We start from the raw sequence: 17,931 nt of genomic DNA on the forward strand, positions 1-17,931 counted from the left end.
TAGTTTGCCACGTCAGAATCGAAGGTTGCAGCTTTTGGAATTCAGTCCAAAGCTGAGGAAGCTTATGCGTGAGCCGATAGCAATCCAGCTATGACTGATTTGAGTCGTCATAGCTGCTGTAGAGCCTCCAGTTCTGTCGGTGTTAGGTCACGCCATTGACCTGGCTCAAGACCGTCTAGACGGAGTTGAGTCAACTGCTTCTGACCCGCGACGCCGATCGCGATCCGAACGATTCGCAATGTGGGGAACCCCACCGTCGCCGTCATCCGCCGCACCTGTCGATTCCTCCCCTCCGTTAAGGTTATCTCTAGCCAAGAGGTGGGCACGGTCTTACGAAAGCGGATCGGGGGTTGACGAGGGGGTAGGAGGGGTTCTTCGGCTAATCGCTGCACCAAAGCGGGTCGTGTGTGGTAATCCTGAATGACCACACCACTACGTAACTGGTTCAAGGCAGCTTCATCCGGAATACGCTCTACCTGTACCCAGTATGTGCGAGGATGACAAAATCGTCGATCTGAAAGTCGATGCTGCAAGCGTCCATTATTGGTTAATAGCAGCAGTCCTTCGCTGTCCCGGTCAAGCCGTCCTACTGGGTAAACCGAAGGTATGGGTATGTAATCTTTCAGCGTGCCACGGTTGGTCTGGCTGGCGTCCTGATCAGTGAACTGGCTTAAGACGTTGTAGGGTTTGTAGAACAAGAGATATCTGTACACGCGTTTTGCATTGAAATCTGGCTGGAGTCATAAGGATAAAACAGTGAGTCGAGAGAGTTAAAAAACAACTTTTCTCTATCCCCCCGCCCCGTACTTCCCAGCTTTCCATTGAGAAACTGACTCCTGAACCTATGCTCTAGTATGTTCGGTGATACTGGTGGCATTAAGACAAGAATTAGTCAATTTTGACGGCAAAGCGCACAAATCCGACATTACCTGGAGTTGTGTTGGGAAGATCTCCCAGTTGCAATAAAACAGAGCCATTGGGATTGTTGGTATTCGGACAGGGAGAGGTTACGGGGGTTAGAGGAGAGGCAAATGTTCCCTGGTCTGTATCCGATGCATTCGTTTGGGGGGTCTGCGTGCCATTTTGATTTAACAAAATTCCACGACCGCCGCCAAAACTCTCAAAGATAAACGTGGTTCCAGAGGGAATGGGGTCACAAAGACGAGCATTGTTAACCTCTTGGGAGCCATCGGAGAGGAAATAAATAGTGTACTCGACTTCATCTCCATTTTGTAAGGGTGTTTCTGATTCTAGGTTGATTACCCCTAACAACCCTCCAGGCAATTGAGACCAGCCCGAAGCATCATCAGTCATATCTTTGGGGTCATTTACCACACTATTGAAGTTAATACCGCTAATGGGCACATCGCTTCGCGTTGCATTGGTGATACGCTTCACCAACCGCAAGCGTGGTTCTGTCCCTGGAGGGTTCGCTAAATCAAGCGGAGTCGTGTTGTTGTTATCACTGGGGTTGCCGTTGCCATCTGGATCGGGGTTCACACCATCGGTGGAAGTGTCACGCGTGGGGCCGACGGGACTCTGAGCTGTTGCCTCCGCTTGATTGTCGTAGGGACTGAGTTGATTACCGGGGGTAATAGTAACAAGCAGTTCAATTGTTTTTGTTTGCCCGATCACTAAGGTGTCGGTGCCAGAGAGTAGATTTGTATCATTGACGCCATTGAAGTTGTTATTGGGGGCAAGGTTACCCGTTGGACTGCTGACGCGATTGACAGTGAATGGCGTCGAACCAAAGGTATTGGAAAGATTTTCCGTGACTTGGACATTGTTGAGGTCAACATTGCCCAAATTCTGGATGGTGATGGTGTAGGTGAGTTGGAAATTGCCGTTACCCAGGTCAACCACGGAAGCTACGGTCTTAGCGGCACCAATAATCGGACTGGCTGTAACTTGCAACGGTGTGGGGTCAGGGAATCCCACCACAGGAATGTAATCTGATAGAAGCGTCGAATCGCCGAAGTTAGGTGGAAGACCAAAAAGTTCGGATTGATTGAAGATGGTGCCAGGGGGGGTGTTAGGCGGAATCCGAACATCCACGCTGATTTGGGCAATGGTTCTGGCTTGAATCGTGATACCCGTGATTTCCAAGAGGTTAGTACTGCCATAGTTGTTGGGAGTGCTACCACTAATCTCTGTTAACCTTAGCGTGTCAGCAACGAATGTCCTTCCATTTTGCAGTTCGTCCCTAAACCTCAAGTTCGTTAAGGTCAACGGACTGCTGTTGGCAATGCGATAGATGTAGGTGACGGTTCCCCCCGCAGGCACTGTTTCGGGTGACACACTCTTCTCGACTTGTACGGCAAAAGCACAAGCGGCACCATCATTTCTGACTACTCCTTGTGCAATACTGAGTAGGCTAAATTGACCTGTACCGGGACTCTCGACCGTACCTACATCCACAAGGTAGAAAGCACTGTTATTAGGGCTCGTTTCGTAGGCGAAAAACTGACCAAAGGCATCAAAGAAGGCTCCCCCAACCGTACCAATTTGGGGATTGAGTGAAGGCAAGAAGCTAAGCGCGCCAGTCGTGCGGTCAATTCTCGCGACCTGCCTTGAGATAGTATCAAAGCCATAGAGCTGTCCATCTCTGGGATTGATGGCAAAGTCGGCTATGTCAGTCGGTTGTGATAGGGTGACGGTCGTACCAACCAATGTTGCCGCAGCTCCTGTGACATTAATTGTAAATAGTTGCTGGTTCTGTGGGTTCTGCGGATTACTACTTAAGATCAGGTAGTTGCCATTGACATCGACATCGCCAGCTAAATACAAAATCGGTTGTCCAGGTAAACCCGCAGGAACACCTAGAGAAGTTGGTACTCCATTGGGCGCAATCCGATAAACAGCCCGTGTGTCGGGATCGATGCCGTAGATCAATCCATCTTGAAAATTAAAGCCGATCGCGTTGTAGCGGATATTCGGAGGGATGACAATACCAGCAATCGGGTTTAGGGTAAACGGATTGACGTTGATGTTTACGGTGTTGAGTTCCGTTGGGGCGCTCACATCCGTCACATCCGTGCCTTGTCCTCGACTCACATACAATGTGTTTGTACAAGGAAAACTCGCTGAAGATTGTGCTGGCGCTGGAGGAGAATAACTCAATGCGATCGCTAAAATTAAAGCAGCAAAAAAAGCGGTCAAACGATTGATTCGTTTGCGCCAATAATTGCCCCCTCTAGTGATGGCGATGAGTGCCTTTCTCTTCCAATTTTGAGCGGCTGGTGGGAGGTAATTGCGATACACGACCTTGTTAACCTCTCTTTCACGATGCTTTTGGCAAGAGAAAAAAATACCAAACTAGCACAAATACAGCTTTTGTACAGATAGTTTTCAAAAAATCAATCCATTTTTTACCACATAAGCATTTGACATCGAGCCGCTAGCTTGTAACTTTCCCAAAGGAAAAACGAAAGCAACGCCCAATCAAACGTTGCTAATCAAAGACTTTTATTCAGCTCTATTGATGATTAAAAAGTTAAGACATCTCAGAGGTTTGAAATAGCTCGTGCATAAGCGCTGCTACCAAGAGCGCTTACACTTATTCTGGATTTTGCTAACAAAGTCAGCGAATTGCTTTCTTGCCACCTGATGAAACCAGAAGAGTTGATATTAGCGCTTTGCTACAGTTACCAAACCTATCTATAGGAATAGAGTGGGCATGACCCTCTCTACCCCTAGCTCATCTACTAACTATTAATCGATTCTGACGCGGAAGCGGATAAAACCAATATTACTTGGCGGCGTCGTGGGCAGTTCTCCCAGATTCACTAAGATTGATCCGTTAGAGTTGTTGGTATTGGGACAGGGAGAGGTAACCGGAGTTAGACGGGAAAAGAATGTCCCTTTGTCTGTATCTGGGGCGTTAGTTAGAGATGTATTTGTTGCCTGTTGATTCAACAAAATCCCTTGCCCCGGTTGAAAACTATCAGGAATAAATGTGGTTTTCTCTGGAATGGGGTCACAGACTTTGGCATCGGTGACAGATTGAGTTCCATCCGAGAGGTAATAAACGGTATATTCGACTTCATCTCCAGTCTGTAAGAGAGCATCGGAAGCGATGCGGAAAACACCCGTGAGAACTCCACCCGGCAGTTGAGACCAACCAGAAACATTGTCGTTGAGGTCATTGGGGTTATCAACAAAGCTCTGGAAGTCAATTCCACTAATGGGCGCACCACCTCGGATTACATTTGTAATGCGTTTCACCAAGCGTAAGTTTGGCCCTACATCCAATGGAGTCTGGTCATTGTTATTGGTTGGGTTGCCATCATTATCCGGGTCTGGATTAATCCCAGCTTGCGATTGATCGCTCACTGAGCCAGAAGGACTTTGAGCTGTTCCTTGTACCACGTTTTCATAGGTACGAGTTTGGTTACCTGGGGTGATAATGACGACCAATTCAAGGACTTTTGTTTCACCAACAGCTAAGGTATCTGTACCCGATAGCAAATTAATGTCAGTACGACCATTGTAGTTAGAATTAGGCGTAAGGTTGCCATTAGGACTTGTGACACTATTGGCAGGAACTGTAAACGGTATGGTATCAAAGGTAGTGGCAAGGTTCTCCGTAAGCTGAAGATTAGTGAGATTCTCTTGCCCGTAGTTTCGGGCACGAATTCTGTAAGTTACGGTGGAGTTTCCTCCATCAGAAGGAACAATGGAAACGAGTTCCTTGGCAACTCCTAAAGCCGGTATTTGGTTGAAGCTGACTGGTGTGGGTTGGTTGTTATTAGGCTCGTTGGCGATGCCATTGCCATCGGGGTCTGGGTTTGTGCCATTTTGAGAGAAGTCTTCAGTCGGGCCCGCAGGACTTTGACCTGTCGCCTGAGCTTGGTTGTTGTAAGGGCCAAGGTTGGCACCAGGAGTGACATCGACAATAAATTGAATGGTCTTGCTTTGACCAACGACTAATGTGTTGTTTGTACCTGCTAACAGATTGAAGTCAGTGCGACCATCGTAGTTGGGATTAGGAGTGAGGTCGCCGCTTGGACTGCTAACACTATTCGGGGAAACGGTAAAGGACGTTGCGTTAGCAAAGGTAGTGGTGAGATTTTCAATAACTTGCACATTGTTGAGGTCAACATTCCCTAGGTTGCTGACGACGAGTGCGTAAGTCACTCGGAAGACACCGCCGCCAAGATTAACGCTCGATGCCACTGCCTTTGTCAAACCAATCCTCGGAGTGGGGGGAGCTGGAGTAATGACTAAGGGTGTCTGATCAGGGTAGATGCCTGAGGGGGGAAAATCTGACGGAATCGTAGGTGGAAGGGTCAGTCCAGGCACGGATGGAACGTTATTGATTGTGGCTTGATTCAAGACTGTGCCAGGAGTTGCACTCAAACTGACCCGGACATTGACGGTGATTTCAACAGAACCTCTAGGTGGGATGGTAATCCCTGCAATTTCCAGCACTGGAGTTCCGCCATAAGCATTAGGAGTGCCACCCACGCTAGTATTGTCTAGCGTTTGATCGACGTAGATTAACCCAGGAGGTAACTGGTCGGTGAAAGTCAAGTTTGCCGTGCTTAATGGCTGTCCTAGCTGGTTAGCAATGCGATATCTGTATGTAACGATGCCATTGGCGGCTACTGATTGAGGATCGACAATTTTCTCCGCGATCGGCGCAAAGGCACAAGATGCACCATCAAATCTTGATATGGCTCCAATAGAGGTCTGGTTCTGTTGTTCAAAAACGATTGGGTTAGCGTTTGCAACGTTACGAGCTACCAATAAATTACTAACATTACCATTACTCTCTACAACGTAGAAGTTCCCAAACGCATCGAAGAAAGATGCACCAACCGCAGCATTACCAACAGCAACATTGGTTATTGGATTGCCAAAGTACGTGACTACACCCGTCGTCGGGTCGATGCGAGCCATCTGTTTTCGGTTGCTGTCAAAGGAATAAAGCTGATCATCCACGGGATTGAAGGAGATGTCGGCAAAGCTAGTACCTGCGAGTGTCCGCGAGCTGACGACAGTATTAGTGGCTAGATTGATCGCAAAGAAGTTCGGTTGATCCGCAGGAGCAGGCGGGTTAGGCGTGACACCTAAAGGATCAAAAGTGGTGAGATAGACGTAGTAGAGTCCATTTCTATCGATATCACCTGCAAAAGCATTACGCCTACCGCCCGCATCTGGGGCTGGGAGTACCGGAAACCCAGTTGCGGGGCCTCGTGGGATAGCTGTTCCACTACTATTAATTTGATAAAGTGATGGAGGATTGGCTCCGTTACCAGAATCAGGGTTACCCGAATTGGGTGCAATACCATAAATGAAGCCATCTTGAATATTAAATCCTATGGCGTTGTATTGACGAGTTGCAATGCCGACAGTGTTAAGCGCAAAATTAGGCGTTGTGATAACGCTGGAGAGTGTAGTCGCTCCGGTAGCTGGTCCTTGACTGATGTACAAAGTCCGATCGCAAATAAAACTCCCCGCAGCTCCCTGTGTTAAGGCTGGAGGGTAGTAGCCCACTACCACCGCCAACAGAGTCAAGAGGCTGATTAGCCCATGCCCCAACTTCCGCAACCGGAATGATACTTTTGGATAGGGGAACATCACCCTCTGACTCCGACGGGGCATGATTTTATTCGCAGAAGATAAAGCCAAGCCGATCAATATTTGGGCTTTTTTTTTCCACGTCTGGACGCCGATTCGCTGGGAATTGCGCTGCACTACCTCGATCCTCCCCTAGGTTCTACTTGCAAGTCGGTTTCTTGATTTTCAAAGATGATTTCCAAGCCTCTCGTGTCTTGGAAGATGAATTCCACGCGGCGATCGCGTGCATAATCCACAACGTCAGTGCCCGTGGTTCGGCGTTCTACTTCACCAAATGACCGAATTGTCAAGCGTTCTGGAGCAATTCCTTGACGCAACAGATAATTTCGTGCGGCGATCGCACGACGCATTCCTAAGGCTTGGTTGTAGGCCGCACTGGCACGGGGGTCAGTGTGACCCTGAATGTCAACGGTGAGAAAGGGATAAGAGCGCATTACTTCACCAATTTGGTCGAGGATGGCGGCGCTTTCCGGACTGATGGTGGATTGGTCGAGAGCGAAATGGATATTCCGTGCTATGGAGAGCCTCAGTTGTTCTGGTGGAGGAGTCGGTTCTGGGGGAGTGGGTGGTACTTGTGCGGTTGTACATGGGGGAATCACACCAGAAGGTGCATCAGGTTGGGCTGTGCCAGTCCCATCCGCCGCGAGAACCCTGGCATTGAGCGCGGGTTCAGAGGTGCCGTACTGGGGATGAGTTGCGATCGCGCTGACTTTTTCCCCAGGCTGTAAATTATCGAGAGTGACGCTAAAATCCCCTTTCTCATCTGTAGTTACACTCGTGAGGGGTTCACTTAACGGGCCATAGGGAATAGTCGTATTTTCCCGAACTCGATACACTTCAACCGTTGAACCCGGATCAGCTTTTCCAAACAGCTTCACCTCTCTTCCCAATACAAAAAACTCCGAACTGTGAAACTGCGGCGCATTAATCGCTGAGTTCCCCGTTTCTTCGCGTCGGTTGGGGGAATTCCGGAGGGGATTCGGGCCATCCCCGCGTTGAAAATGAATCGGGTTAACATTCTGTTGGGTGTTGAGGTCAATGCTCAACCCTTCGAGTTGGGCAAAGCGATTGTTCTCAATCCTGTTGCGCGCAGAGGAGCGATTCTGCTGGACATCGTTTTTCGGATAAGCCGTCACCACCACACCCGGCCCTGACTGATAACGAATTTGGTTATCCATCACCTGGTGATTATTTCCCATCAGGTAAACAGCCGCCTGACGCAAGCGTCTGCCGTTCGAGGTGATTTGGTTATTGCGAATTTGTACAGCACCGTTGGGCTTAAATAAATACACCCCACTGCCATCATTGCCACAAATTAAATTGCCTGTAATTTGCGACTGGTCAATCTCCCCTTCTAGGCGAATGGCATCGGGCATTCCAGCTAGCCCATTAGCCACGATGATGTTCTCTGTTACCAGCATATTTTCGGCTTGAGCGCCGGTAATGATGCCACTACCCTGATGGTTGGCAATGCGGTTGCGTCGGATTGTAGTTCCTTGACTGTTAAACACGTACAAGCCAAAGGCCGATAACTGACTGGGCATTTGCCCATTGGGTGGGATACCCAACCAATTCAGTTCAATCGCGACATTCTTCGGTGGCTGGGATTCGCTGGGTTTGGAGTTGGGTTTAGGACTCCTCAAATCCAAACTAGAGGTGGGTGCCTGGAGCGTTACATCGGGAAATGAAGGATTCCGGTCGATCACAATATCTCCCGGTGGTGTGTTGAGTGTCGCCCCACCCCACTTGCCAAAGCCATAGATACTTAAACCCCGCACGGTGATGTTATCGGCGACAATGGTTAGTCCCCGTAAGACTTCTTGGTTGGGTGCGGGGGCTAGAGCCACCACAGGAATAGGGATTTCAATTTCTGCCGTTGGCGAACGGGTTGCATCATAACCCGGTTGGGTTGTACCATCCACCACCAACCCCGGATTGGCTAAGGATGGTAATAGTGCCGTGAGGTAAATAGTGGTTTGGTCTGGGGGTAAATTAAATTCAATGCGAGAGGGTGTATTGGCGTCGAGGGGTCGAACTTGGGCTTTTTCCGCCTCACTCAATAGCCCAAGGCTGAGTTCACCATTGACAAGGGCGATCGCCTCCCGCAAGGTTAAGCTATTGTCGGGTTGAATCAGGCCATCCTGATTACTATTCACCACCACGGATACAGAATTGGTCGGTTGCGCTGTCGCCCTCAGTGGCGCGACTAAAACGCTAAACAGGAGCAGTTGAGGAAGGCAGAAGGCAAAAGGCGGAAGGCAAAAGGTTTTGTTCACAAGGAGATTCAAACCCCTCCTGAACAGGAGCCAGTGAACATTGTTCACTCTAGGCTTGATACCCTTACTCCTTTCAGTCGTGGGTTCATGTCGAAGGTATTGGGCAAGGACATTCCTTCTTCTGCCTTCCTTCTTCTGCCTTCCTTCTTCTGCCTTCCTTCTTCTGCCTTCCTTCTTCTGCCTTCCTTCTTCTGCCTTCCTTCTTCTGCCTTCCTTCTTCTGCCTTCCTTCTTCTGCCTTCCTTCTTCTGCCTTCCTTCTTCTGCCTTCCTTCTTCTGCCTTTTTCAAGTTTGACCCTTGACAGTTGACTCCCCGCATGACCGAAAATTTCAATAATTTGTATTGCACTCCTAACTATTCACTCCTCACTCGTGGTATTAGAAGGGCGGCTCGATTGCGTCCCTGGGGTATCCGGTGCTTGCTCGTTGGCAACGGGTTTTGTCAGCGATTCCTGCTGTTGGGGTGGCACCACTCTTTGCCGTCCAAAACCGCCGAAGAGTTCGTTGACTTTGAAGGTCAAATTGAAGTAAACGCCGCCTTTAGAGCGATAACCGGTAAAGTCTCGGTCATCCACACCGCCAAAGCTATAGCCCAAGGCTAGGCGCAAATCGGGGGTGACATAATAGCCTGTTTCTACCGCAAAGCCTGTTTCGCTGTAACTGGGCGAATCTTGACCAATCCAGCGTCCTTCCACCGCCAAATCCATCCGGTAATTCAAGCGGTAGGCAGCGCGGAGTTGGGTCAGGAAGATGGTAGAAGAATTGGAGAAGTTATTAGCTAAATCGGTGTCGCTGTAGCGGACTGCGCCTTTGCCATAAAATTCCCAACGCCAACTGGGGGCAAAAATCGCCTCTCCGGCTAAAAGGTGTTCTGTGGAACCGGTGCCACTGCCAAACAGTAGGGTTTCGGGAATGGTCGAGGGGTTTTTGCGGTACTCATAGCGCATCAGCGCGTTCCAGCGATCGCTATTGGGGTCGCGATAAGCTAAACCTACGCGCAGGTTTGCCGTATCTTTCAACCCTTCAATCAGCTGGTTGGCAAAGTTGGCTTGCTCGTAACGGGCAAGCAGGGTTAAGGAGGGAGAGAGTTTCCCTGCCCCGGCAATGGAAAACACGGTATTGTTGTTGCCGGAACCCATGCGGTGTTCTAAGCGAGCAGAGGCTTTAAAGTCGGGGTTATCGGTATATTCAACGCCGATATTGAACACATCACCCCCCAACAAGGCGAGGGAGGAAGCGGTTTGACCAACGGTATAGGGTTGTGCAAAGCGCACCCCTGCCGCAGTGGGAATCCCGCTGTTGCTAAAGGTATGCTCATAGCCCAGATTTACCAGTAATCCAGGGGAAACGGCCCAACGGTGATTGAGTCCCACTGCCCCCTGTCCGGTTACCCCGTTGAAGCCACTAATCACAGAGTAGCGACCAGTGATGGTGGTGTTATCCCAAATGTTGTGGGACAAAATCGTGTCGAGGCTGGTGATGGAATCGTTGCCCAGAATGCCACCATCAAAGAATTGGTGGGCGAGACGCAGGGTAACCCCTTTGTAAGCTCTCCAATCCATGCCTAAGGTGGTGCGATTGGGGTAGAGGGGGTCATTATCGCCGAGGCTCAGTTCGTTTTGGGCCAGGAACGTCAGGCTTTCACTAATGGGGAGTCCCAGCCGGGAAACCAGTTGGGAGGCGCTACCGGTGAATACATTGCCGACTCGGTCTTCGCGATCACGGTTGACAAAATCAACACTTAATGCTGCATTGCCAATTTTTTGCTGCACTCCCGCGCTGATGGTGGTTAGGGAGTTGTTAACCCCAGTACCCGGAGGGACGGCGACGCCTGGGTTGAACAAATCGAAGAAGTCGGTGCGGACGAGGGGGGAGACACCGAAGTTTTCTTCGTAGTCGTATCCGGCGCGTAAGGTGGTGCTGGAACCGAGAGAATAAGCGATCGCAGCACCGTAGCGAGTTTGTCCAGGCGTAAAGCTGAGGGTGGCATCATTGCTAAAGTTTTCCTCAACGGAGCGGTAATAGGCTCGTCCCAGCAGTCCAGGAAGGATAGTCGCATTCGCCTCTAAGCGATACGCAGAACCGGAGACATTGCCTCGAAACAGGGAGTCATTCTCCGAATGAGCCACTTCCCCAATGATTTGTCCGTTGGTGCCTAGGGCAAGCCGGAAGTCTGCACCATACAGTTCAAAGTCTTGGATTCCCTGTTCTTGGCGCAGGTAGGTTCCAGCAAGCCAGCTTTCTCGCTGGAACGCTTGCGAGAAGTTGTATTGTACGCGCCCTGCATAGAGATTGGTGTCGTCACTCTCAATACCCCCCTCATATTGGTAAGTAACGACAATCCGCCGCACGAGCAGGGTTGAGCCAGCACCGGCCTCACTCAACGGCGCATCAAAAAAGGCAAACTCGGTGGCGAGAACCGGACGGCGAAATAAAATCGTGCCCCGGTCATAATCAATCTCATAATCCGCTCCCCGTCCTAGAGGCTTGCGGGAAATCACCGTACCGGGACGATTGGCTTCTTCGGTTTCGATAAAGATGTTCTCACTTCCCGGCACTAGGCGTCGTCGAGACACGAAGTAATAACCACTGGTGCCATTGGGCGCAATGGTATCCCGCTGGAACCCTTGGAGGTTGCGCGAGAACATGGCGGTGAGTTGCAGGTTGCCAAAGTTGTAATTGCCTTTAAAGCCGTGCAACTGGCGGGTGGTGGCGGTAAACAGTTGGGATTCTCTGGCGAACTCGTTGCTGTTATAGTCTCCCCACATCACATAGTCGGGTTCTTTCCCCAGTCCGGCATTGCGCTCAAAGCGGAGATAAACGCTATCGATGGAGGGGGTAAGGTAATCAACGGTAGAACTATCCCCAGTTACGGGATACTGTTGTTCGCAAAACTGTGGCCCTCGGAACAGACGGGTGATGCCATCACAGGTTTCGTTGAGGTTGCGGCTGCTGTTGTAAGCCCCCGTGAACAGCCACTCGCCAATTCGTCCTGTGGCAAAAACGGCTCCTTGTAAGTCAAATTCCGTGCCGTCGTCGATGGTTTCTGGGTTGAGGAAGTCTCGCCGCCTGCCCCAAAAGTTAGTTCCGGATGGCCCAATTCGCAGGTTAATTACGCCCGAAACCAAGGAGGGGCGTAAATTGGTCACGAATTCCACCTGGGTGTAAGCTTCCAAGGGGGTTTGTGCCACCGCCGCCGGGGAAGCGGCGGAGAGGGGGAGATTCGATGACTCGGAGTAACGTGCTGAAGAATTCCCTGTCTCTCCTTGACTCCTGATTGAACCTTGGGCTGTCCCTATATTCTCTTTTGGCTCGACGAGGGCGGCACGAATTCGCACTTTTTGCGCCTCTAGGCTGGATTGGAGTTGGGCGCTGAATTGTCCTCCCCGTGCCATCACCTGAAAACCGGGTTGGTCTTTGTCTTGGTCGGCACCGACAAACTGCCCTGCTGTCGCGGTCAAGGTGACTAGGCTATCTTCGCTCAAAAGTTGACCCTTTTCATCGGTAATTCGTCCGGAAAGGGTGAGGGTGGAACGACCATCGGCTGACACACGGGGGTCGCCTACGGGAGCAAATTCCAGTTTGAGGGCGGTCTTTTGCACCACAACCTGAATACTCACGGGTGCGCCGTTTCCGGCTTGGACGGTGAGGGTATTGTCGCCCTCTTTTAGGGGGATGTTGTACCAAGCTTGGTTAATCAGGTTTTGTGCCTCATCCCGGTTCTGCTGAGTGGCTGTCTTCGGGTCGAGGGGTTTTTGGTTCACACTGACCTGAACCGAGTCACTGGCGTTGTATTGAATGACGAGGTTCGTAGACGGATTATCGGTAACGCCACTTTGGGGAGTGAGGATGCGAACCGTGCCTGGAGCCAGTCCGGCGGGTGCTGTGGCTGGGGCGTCGTTTTGCTTTAAGGCCAGGGAAGGCGATAGGATTCTGACTCGGTTGGGGTCATCGGTTAGGGTCAGGATAGGCGGTTTTCGAGCAGACTCCCCCAGATTTTCTGGTTGCTCCTCTGCCTGTCTTTCCGATGCTAGGGTGTGTTGGGGTTGTTCTGTGGCTCCGGATTCCTGACTTTTAAGGATTTCGCTTCGGGAAACACTATCCTCTGAAGCGTGAAGTCGTCTATCTGCCTGTCTTTGAGCATCAATTGCTGTAGAGTCTATGTTTAAAGACGGGAGTACAGATGACTCGGCAGAGGCGTTTTTAGGGAGTATTTCTACGGTTTGGGGCACCTTTTTTCCCTCACCTTTAAGCGAGTCAGTTAATATCTGAAGTTTCTGATTGTCACCCGGCAAATCATAAAAAAATGCAGGATTAAGGGATTCATTTTTTAGATTTAAGGGTTCATTCTTCAGCGCTTGATTGAAATGAGTTGAGCGATATTCCGAGACTGATGAAATCTCTGTTCCCAGTCCAAGTTTTAGGGGGACATCTGTTGTTAAGACTTCATCTTTCCCTAAACCTAAATTCGGCGGTTCTGGCAATTCGTCAGCCTTCGCCGTAGGCAGAAGCCCGATGGTTCCCAATACGGTTGTAAGTAAACTCAAGCTGAGTGAGGGAAACCATCCTTTCGACAGTAAAAGGTAAAAAGTAATCTTGTTGGGGAAAGTTGGACGGGTCAACTCGGAAGGATGAAGCCTGCGCTTTGTGCGGCTGGATTCTGCGTTCAATTTGTTGCCCAAATGGCTAGCATTCGGTTGGGTGGAAGGCGAAATCTCTTTCACGAATTGATGGATGATTTCATGCTTCATCCTTAATATTTCATCCTGACTGTTTGGCTTTTCTTGAGGACGTTTCATGGCTGCTGCTCCCCATAAGCGGGTGTCACGGCAAAATTCATCCGAGCCATTCCGCCCGGTTCGAGCCGCACAAGGCGTGACTGACTATTGCCTTCAATGAATTTGATGTTCGGAGCAAGGCTGTATCCCGGCAGACTGCTCAAATCCAATGTGGCTGTGCGATTGCCGGCGATGACGTTGACTAAAGAGAATAAGCCATTGGCATCGGTGGTGATGCGATTGCCGTCATCCATGAAAAGCACAGCATTCGGTACTCCCGGTTCTCCAGGTTGCTGCTGACCGTCAAAGTTTTTATCGACAAATACGCGACCGACGATAGTGGCACAGTCGGATAAAATGCCCTGCCGAATCCGGAGTTGAAAGGCCGCTAGATTGCTTCGAGGCTCCCGCGCCACATTTCTCCCATCCCCTCGGACGGCGTCGGGTGTGACCACAGACGCATAAATAATCGTGAGTGTATCCCCCGGCGCGAGATTTGGATAGGTAAAAGTGATTTGCCGATCTGCGGTTACGGCCGGAGGCAAATTCACGGGTGTGGTGGTACCGCCAGTGGTGAGTGCGCCTTGCAACGACTCTGGCAAAAACCGCACGCCTAGTGGTGGTGTGTCGGTTATCGTAATCTGATTGGCTGGAACCTGTCCGGTGTTGGTCAGTGCGAGGCGATAAATGACGGTATCACCGGGTTCAGCCGCAGCGCGATCTGCGGTTTTGACTAATTGAAGAATCGCTTGACCAGCCGTCAGTGTAGTTTCATTGGACTGAACAACGTCTGGTAAATTCCCTCCCGACGCGGAAGCGGAATTTTTGATTTCAGTTTGAGCGGTAAGCGGTGACGCACCAGCGACGAAGAATGCGGTCAGAAAAGCAGTGAAAAGCAGTTCAAAACTGCCCAACTGCGGTATTAGAAATTTCATCAGAAGGTAGCACCCTGGAATGGGTTTGATTTTATAACGTTAGAGTAGAGGCTGGATAGTAGATGCCCTGACTAACTTTTGGTAGATTTCATAGATTCTCTCAAAACAAGAGAAATCAACTTTTTTAAGAGTTTAGTAGACTCCCTGATGCTGAGCATAACAAAGGAGCTTAATCTGTAAGATGTAAGCTGCTTTTTGAAAGAGTATAACAGGCATTTACGACTAGGGTTTCAACCCGGTTGGCGACGTAAATTATCCAAGTTTATTATTGTAGAGCACCGAGAACACAATGACCTTATAGTAAGCCAGAAATCTTAGTTCTTTTGCTGCTTTCCTTCAGTTTGTTTCTGAGAGTCTCAGCAGGCCATATAAGGTATAACGTGTATACGTATTAACCTAGGTTTTGGGATTTGTGTCAATGCGTAAGTCCTAAAAAATTGTTGCCAATAACGCCGAAGAACTATCCCGTCTGATTAATTAGCTCAACGCTGAAGTTTCAGTCAAACTCAGCCACGAATTACCAAGCCATGAATGAAATATCTCTCTTGAGAGAGTTTACCAGGGATTACCAATCATCGTAAAGCCACTCCAATAGTAAGGATGGGAGAAACCTCTATCACCCACACCCATTAATTCCGTGGGCAGGGGAAACTCGCCCTCGCTGGTAAGCAACTGCTGATTTTTGATATGCACCTTTCCCGATAGCATCGCTAACTGTACTCTTCGCAGAGCCTCGGTTTTAATGGGAGCGGTTTTGAGCTGTTGGTAAAACTCACTCATTAACCCCAACGTCGCTTCATCATTGACATACCACAGACTGGCTAAGGCCGATTTAACTCCCGCTTGTATGGCTAGCCCCGCAAAGCCTAATTCCACTTCCTCGTCTCCTACCGCCGTGCGGCAGGCAGACAGCACCAATAATTCCACGGGCGGGTTCGCCCATCCCACAGACTTAAGCTGCAACGGAGCCATCTTCTGGTCTTGCAACTGAATATAAGAGTTAGCAGGTTTTCCAGGCAGAAATTCGGCATGAGTTGCTAGGTGGATAATGCCAAAGGGAGTTTTTGCCCGCTGCAACTTCAGGTTTTCTAGGGTAAAGCCTTGATTGAGGAACGATACACCTTGCCAAGCTTGGGTGATGGTGGTCAATTCTACAGGTACAGCGGGTAAAGGTCGGTTGTCTCTAAACTCACTAGCTCCCATGGCGAGTACCTCGGATGAGTGGATATCGCCGTAACGGGTATCCGTGAGGGAAAGACTGGGCATCAAGCCGACACTGTAGCGTTCTACAATAAACCCCTTACCATCATGGAGGGCAGCCAAGGGGATGGTGCGTAATCCACTGTCGGTGATATAGGTCAAATTTTTAATTTCTCGCTGCTCGATGTCAGCTTCTAAGGGAGCCATCAGCCATTGATACATTTTTCGGGCTGGGGCGAGATAGCCTAAAGCATCGCGGGCATTGGTCACTGTAAACCGAAACTGTGCCGCCATGGCTATCACTTCGGCACGGGTGATATTGACGGATTTACGGATGGGTTTACCGTTGCCAGAAATTAAAATCAATTCTAAGCGATCGCGCGGACTCGGCTTCAGGGCACGCAACAGTAAAAGTTCCGCCGAATCTTTATCTAAACCTTGAGATGTAGCCGGCGATGGAGTCACGCTTTCAGGGACAAAGATGGCATAAATAACGGCGGGTTTAACGCCTGTGGTACTTTCTATGCCGCGCAGGAGATTCCGAGCTTGCACCAAGCTGATGCCTGGTGTTTCACTGATGCCGAGATATTGTTCAAAATCCGTAGTCGAGGATTGGTCAATACTCTCCACAGCCCTCTCTAGCGGCTGAGAGTTGTTGTTTTGAATCGGTGCTGGCTCTAGCGGTTTCTGGGGTAACGTCAAGTCAACAGGATTAAGGGTTGCTGCCGGGGTGGGAGAGGGTGAGGGTGACGGTGTGGGAGAAGGAGAGGGTGACGGTGTAGGAGAGGGTGATGGTGTGGGAGAAGGGACTGGCAGGGGTTGCAAGAGGGTAAGCAGGGCAGAATTGGGACTCCCCAACAGAGCATTTTTAGGATTAGTCAGGCTGAGATTAACGGTGCGATTATTCCTCGCGGTACTGAGGATAGGGACATTAAAATTCTGGCGGGTGACAGAATTGGTGAACGTGAGGGTTCCCGTGGTGGTGGTGTAGTCGGTGCCAGAGATGGCCGTGCCATCAGCCGTATTGTAGTTAACGCTGATATTTCCCCCAGCCCCAATCGCAGGCGTGCGGTCTACTTGAACCGCGATCGCAGCTTGGGTTGCATTAGGATTAATACTGTAAGTGGGATTGCCGAATAACACTCGAATAGCTTCATAGGCACCAATATCAGGAACCGGGTCACCAATCCCTGTGCGGGATACCCCTCGCTGGTCGGTGGTGACACCTGCAACCGTTGTTCCTGCATTAATGGCGGGACTGCCAGGAAGTAACGCATGAGTTTGGGTAGCACCACCGTTATTGGCGAGAGTTGTATCGATAACGCGTTCAAGACCGACACCCAGAGTGGCTAGCTTTAAGTCAGTTGCGATCGCGCCCAAATCAGCACCGTTGCCTCCCAAAAGGTTATAACCCGTAGAGGTTAACGTCCCTGTAAAGTTGCGACCATCGGGATTTCCTGTGGCAGCAATGTTTCCAGCGATAATATTGTTTCCGAAGCTAATAGTGCCGCCGTTGTTGGCTATACCACCCCCCCGACCTTCGCCATTAAGGCCAGCAATGGCACCCGTGTTTCCTTCGTAAATGCCACCCCCAGCCCCACCATTAGCCTGGTTGTTGAAGAAGGTATTATTGATGAGCGTTAAAGTCCCAGACGGATTGTTGTTAAAAACCGCTCCACCGTAGCCACTGCCACCATCACCGCCCTGAGAACTGCCACCGCTTGGTGTTCCACCTCCACTTCCGCCCCGTACCTGGTTGCTAGAAAAAGTACTAGAGGTAATGCGAACTGTTCCACCGTTATTAAATACAGCCCCGCCGAGTCCAGTTCCGCCGCCGCCGCCGCCACCGCCGATTCCAGCAAGAACAACATTGTGAGAACCGCCATTCCCAGCACCGAAGCCGCCCGTCCCACCCGGAAGCCGAAGAAAATTATCATTGCTAGCAGCACCCCCACCACCGCCGCCAAAACCGCCATTACCCCCTCTACCACCTAGGCTGCCGCCAGAACCGCCGCCGCCACCAAAGTTTCCGTCGGTGCCATTAGTACCAGGGTTGCCACTATTACCGCCATTACCCCCATTACCGCCACCACCACTGCCAGGACCGCTAGCGCCAGGGCCACCATTGCCGCCATTGCCACCCGTGGCTTGATTGTTGACA

7 protein-coding genes and 1 pseudogene are annotated in these 17,931 nt (G+C 50.4%); 1 reads left to right on the top strand and 7 read right to left on the bottom strand.

The features are described 5' to 3' along the window. Positions 1-107 precede the first annotated feature (107 nt). From NDI48_13900 to NDI48_13930, 7 genes are all read right to left on the bottom strand, one after another. Positions 108-713 carry a pseudouridine synthase gene (locus tag NDI48_13900; protein MEP0832266.1) on the bottom strand — a complete coding sequence of 202 codons (606 nt, stop codon included), beginning with the start codon at positions 711-713 and terminating at the stop codon, positions 108-110. Positions 714-888: 175 nt separating this feature from the next. Continuing rightward, positions 889-3,261, bottom strand: a complete 2,373-nt coding sequence (locus NDI48_13905; protein ID MEP0832267.1) for a DUF11 domain-containing protein — start codon at positions 3,259-3,261, stop codon at positions 889-891. 450 nt (positions 3,262-3,711) lie between these two features. Then, complete coding sequence (locus NDI48_13910; GenBank protein MEP0832268.1) at positions 3,712-6,699, bottom strand: DUF11 domain-containing protein; 2,988 nt, start codon at positions 6,697-6,699, stop codon at positions 3,712-3,714. Continuing rightward, positions 6,699-8,858 carry an OmpA family protein gene (locus NDI48_13915; GenBank protein ID MEP0832269.1) on the bottom strand — a complete coding sequence of 720 codons (2,160 nt, stop codon included), beginning with the start codon at positions 8,856-8,858 and terminating at the stop codon, positions 6,699-6,701. The genes NDI48_13910 and NDI48_13915 overlap by 1 nt, the downstream gene beginning before the upstream one ends. A gap of 358 nt (positions 8,859-9,216) precedes the next feature. Continuing rightward, entirely contained in the window at positions 9,217-13,656 is a 4,440-nt protein-coding gene (locus NDI48_13920; GenBank protein ID MEP0832270.1) for a porin, read from the bottom strand. Further along, positions 13,653-14,570 carry a DUF11 domain-containing protein gene (locus NDI48_13925; GenBank protein MEP0832271.1) on the bottom strand — a complete coding sequence of 306 codons (918 nt, stop codon included), beginning with the start codon at positions 14,568-14,570 and terminating at the stop codon, positions 13,653-13,655. The genes NDI48_13920 and NDI48_13925 overlap by 4 nt, the downstream gene beginning before the upstream one ends. Positions 14,571-15,125: 555 nt before the next feature. Beyond that, positions 15,126-16,913 (bottom strand): CHAT domain-containing protein, encoded by a 1,788-nt coding sequence (locus NDI48_13930; GenBank protein ID MEP0832272.1) that lies wholly within the window; start codon positions 16,911-16,913, stop codon positions 15,126-15,128. Positions 16,914-17,721: 808 nt separating this feature from the next. On the opposite strand from NDI48_13930, the pseudogene NDI48_13935 reads away from it, so the two are divergent. Then, positions 17,722-17,913: pseudogene (locus NDI48_13935) on the top strand (hypothetical protein). The last annotated feature ends 18 nt before the right edge of the window (positions 17,914-17,931 follow it).

Source organism: Microcoleus sp. AS-A8, assembly GCA_039962225.1.
In the GTDB taxonomy this organism is placed as follows: Bacteria; Cyanobacteriota; Cyanobacteriia; order Cyanobacteriales; family Coleofasciculaceae; genus Allocoleopsis.

Excerpts from the sequence above, each read along its gene's own strand:
- NDI48_13920 (MEP0832270.1), bottom strand. The coding sequence starts at position 13,656 with ATGAAACGTCCTCAAGAAAAGCCAAACAGTCAGGATGAAATATTAAGG.
- NDI48_13925 (MEP0832271.1), bottom strand. The coding sequence starts at position 14,570 with ATGAAATTTCTAATACCGCAGTTGGGCAGTTTTGAACTGCTTTTCACT.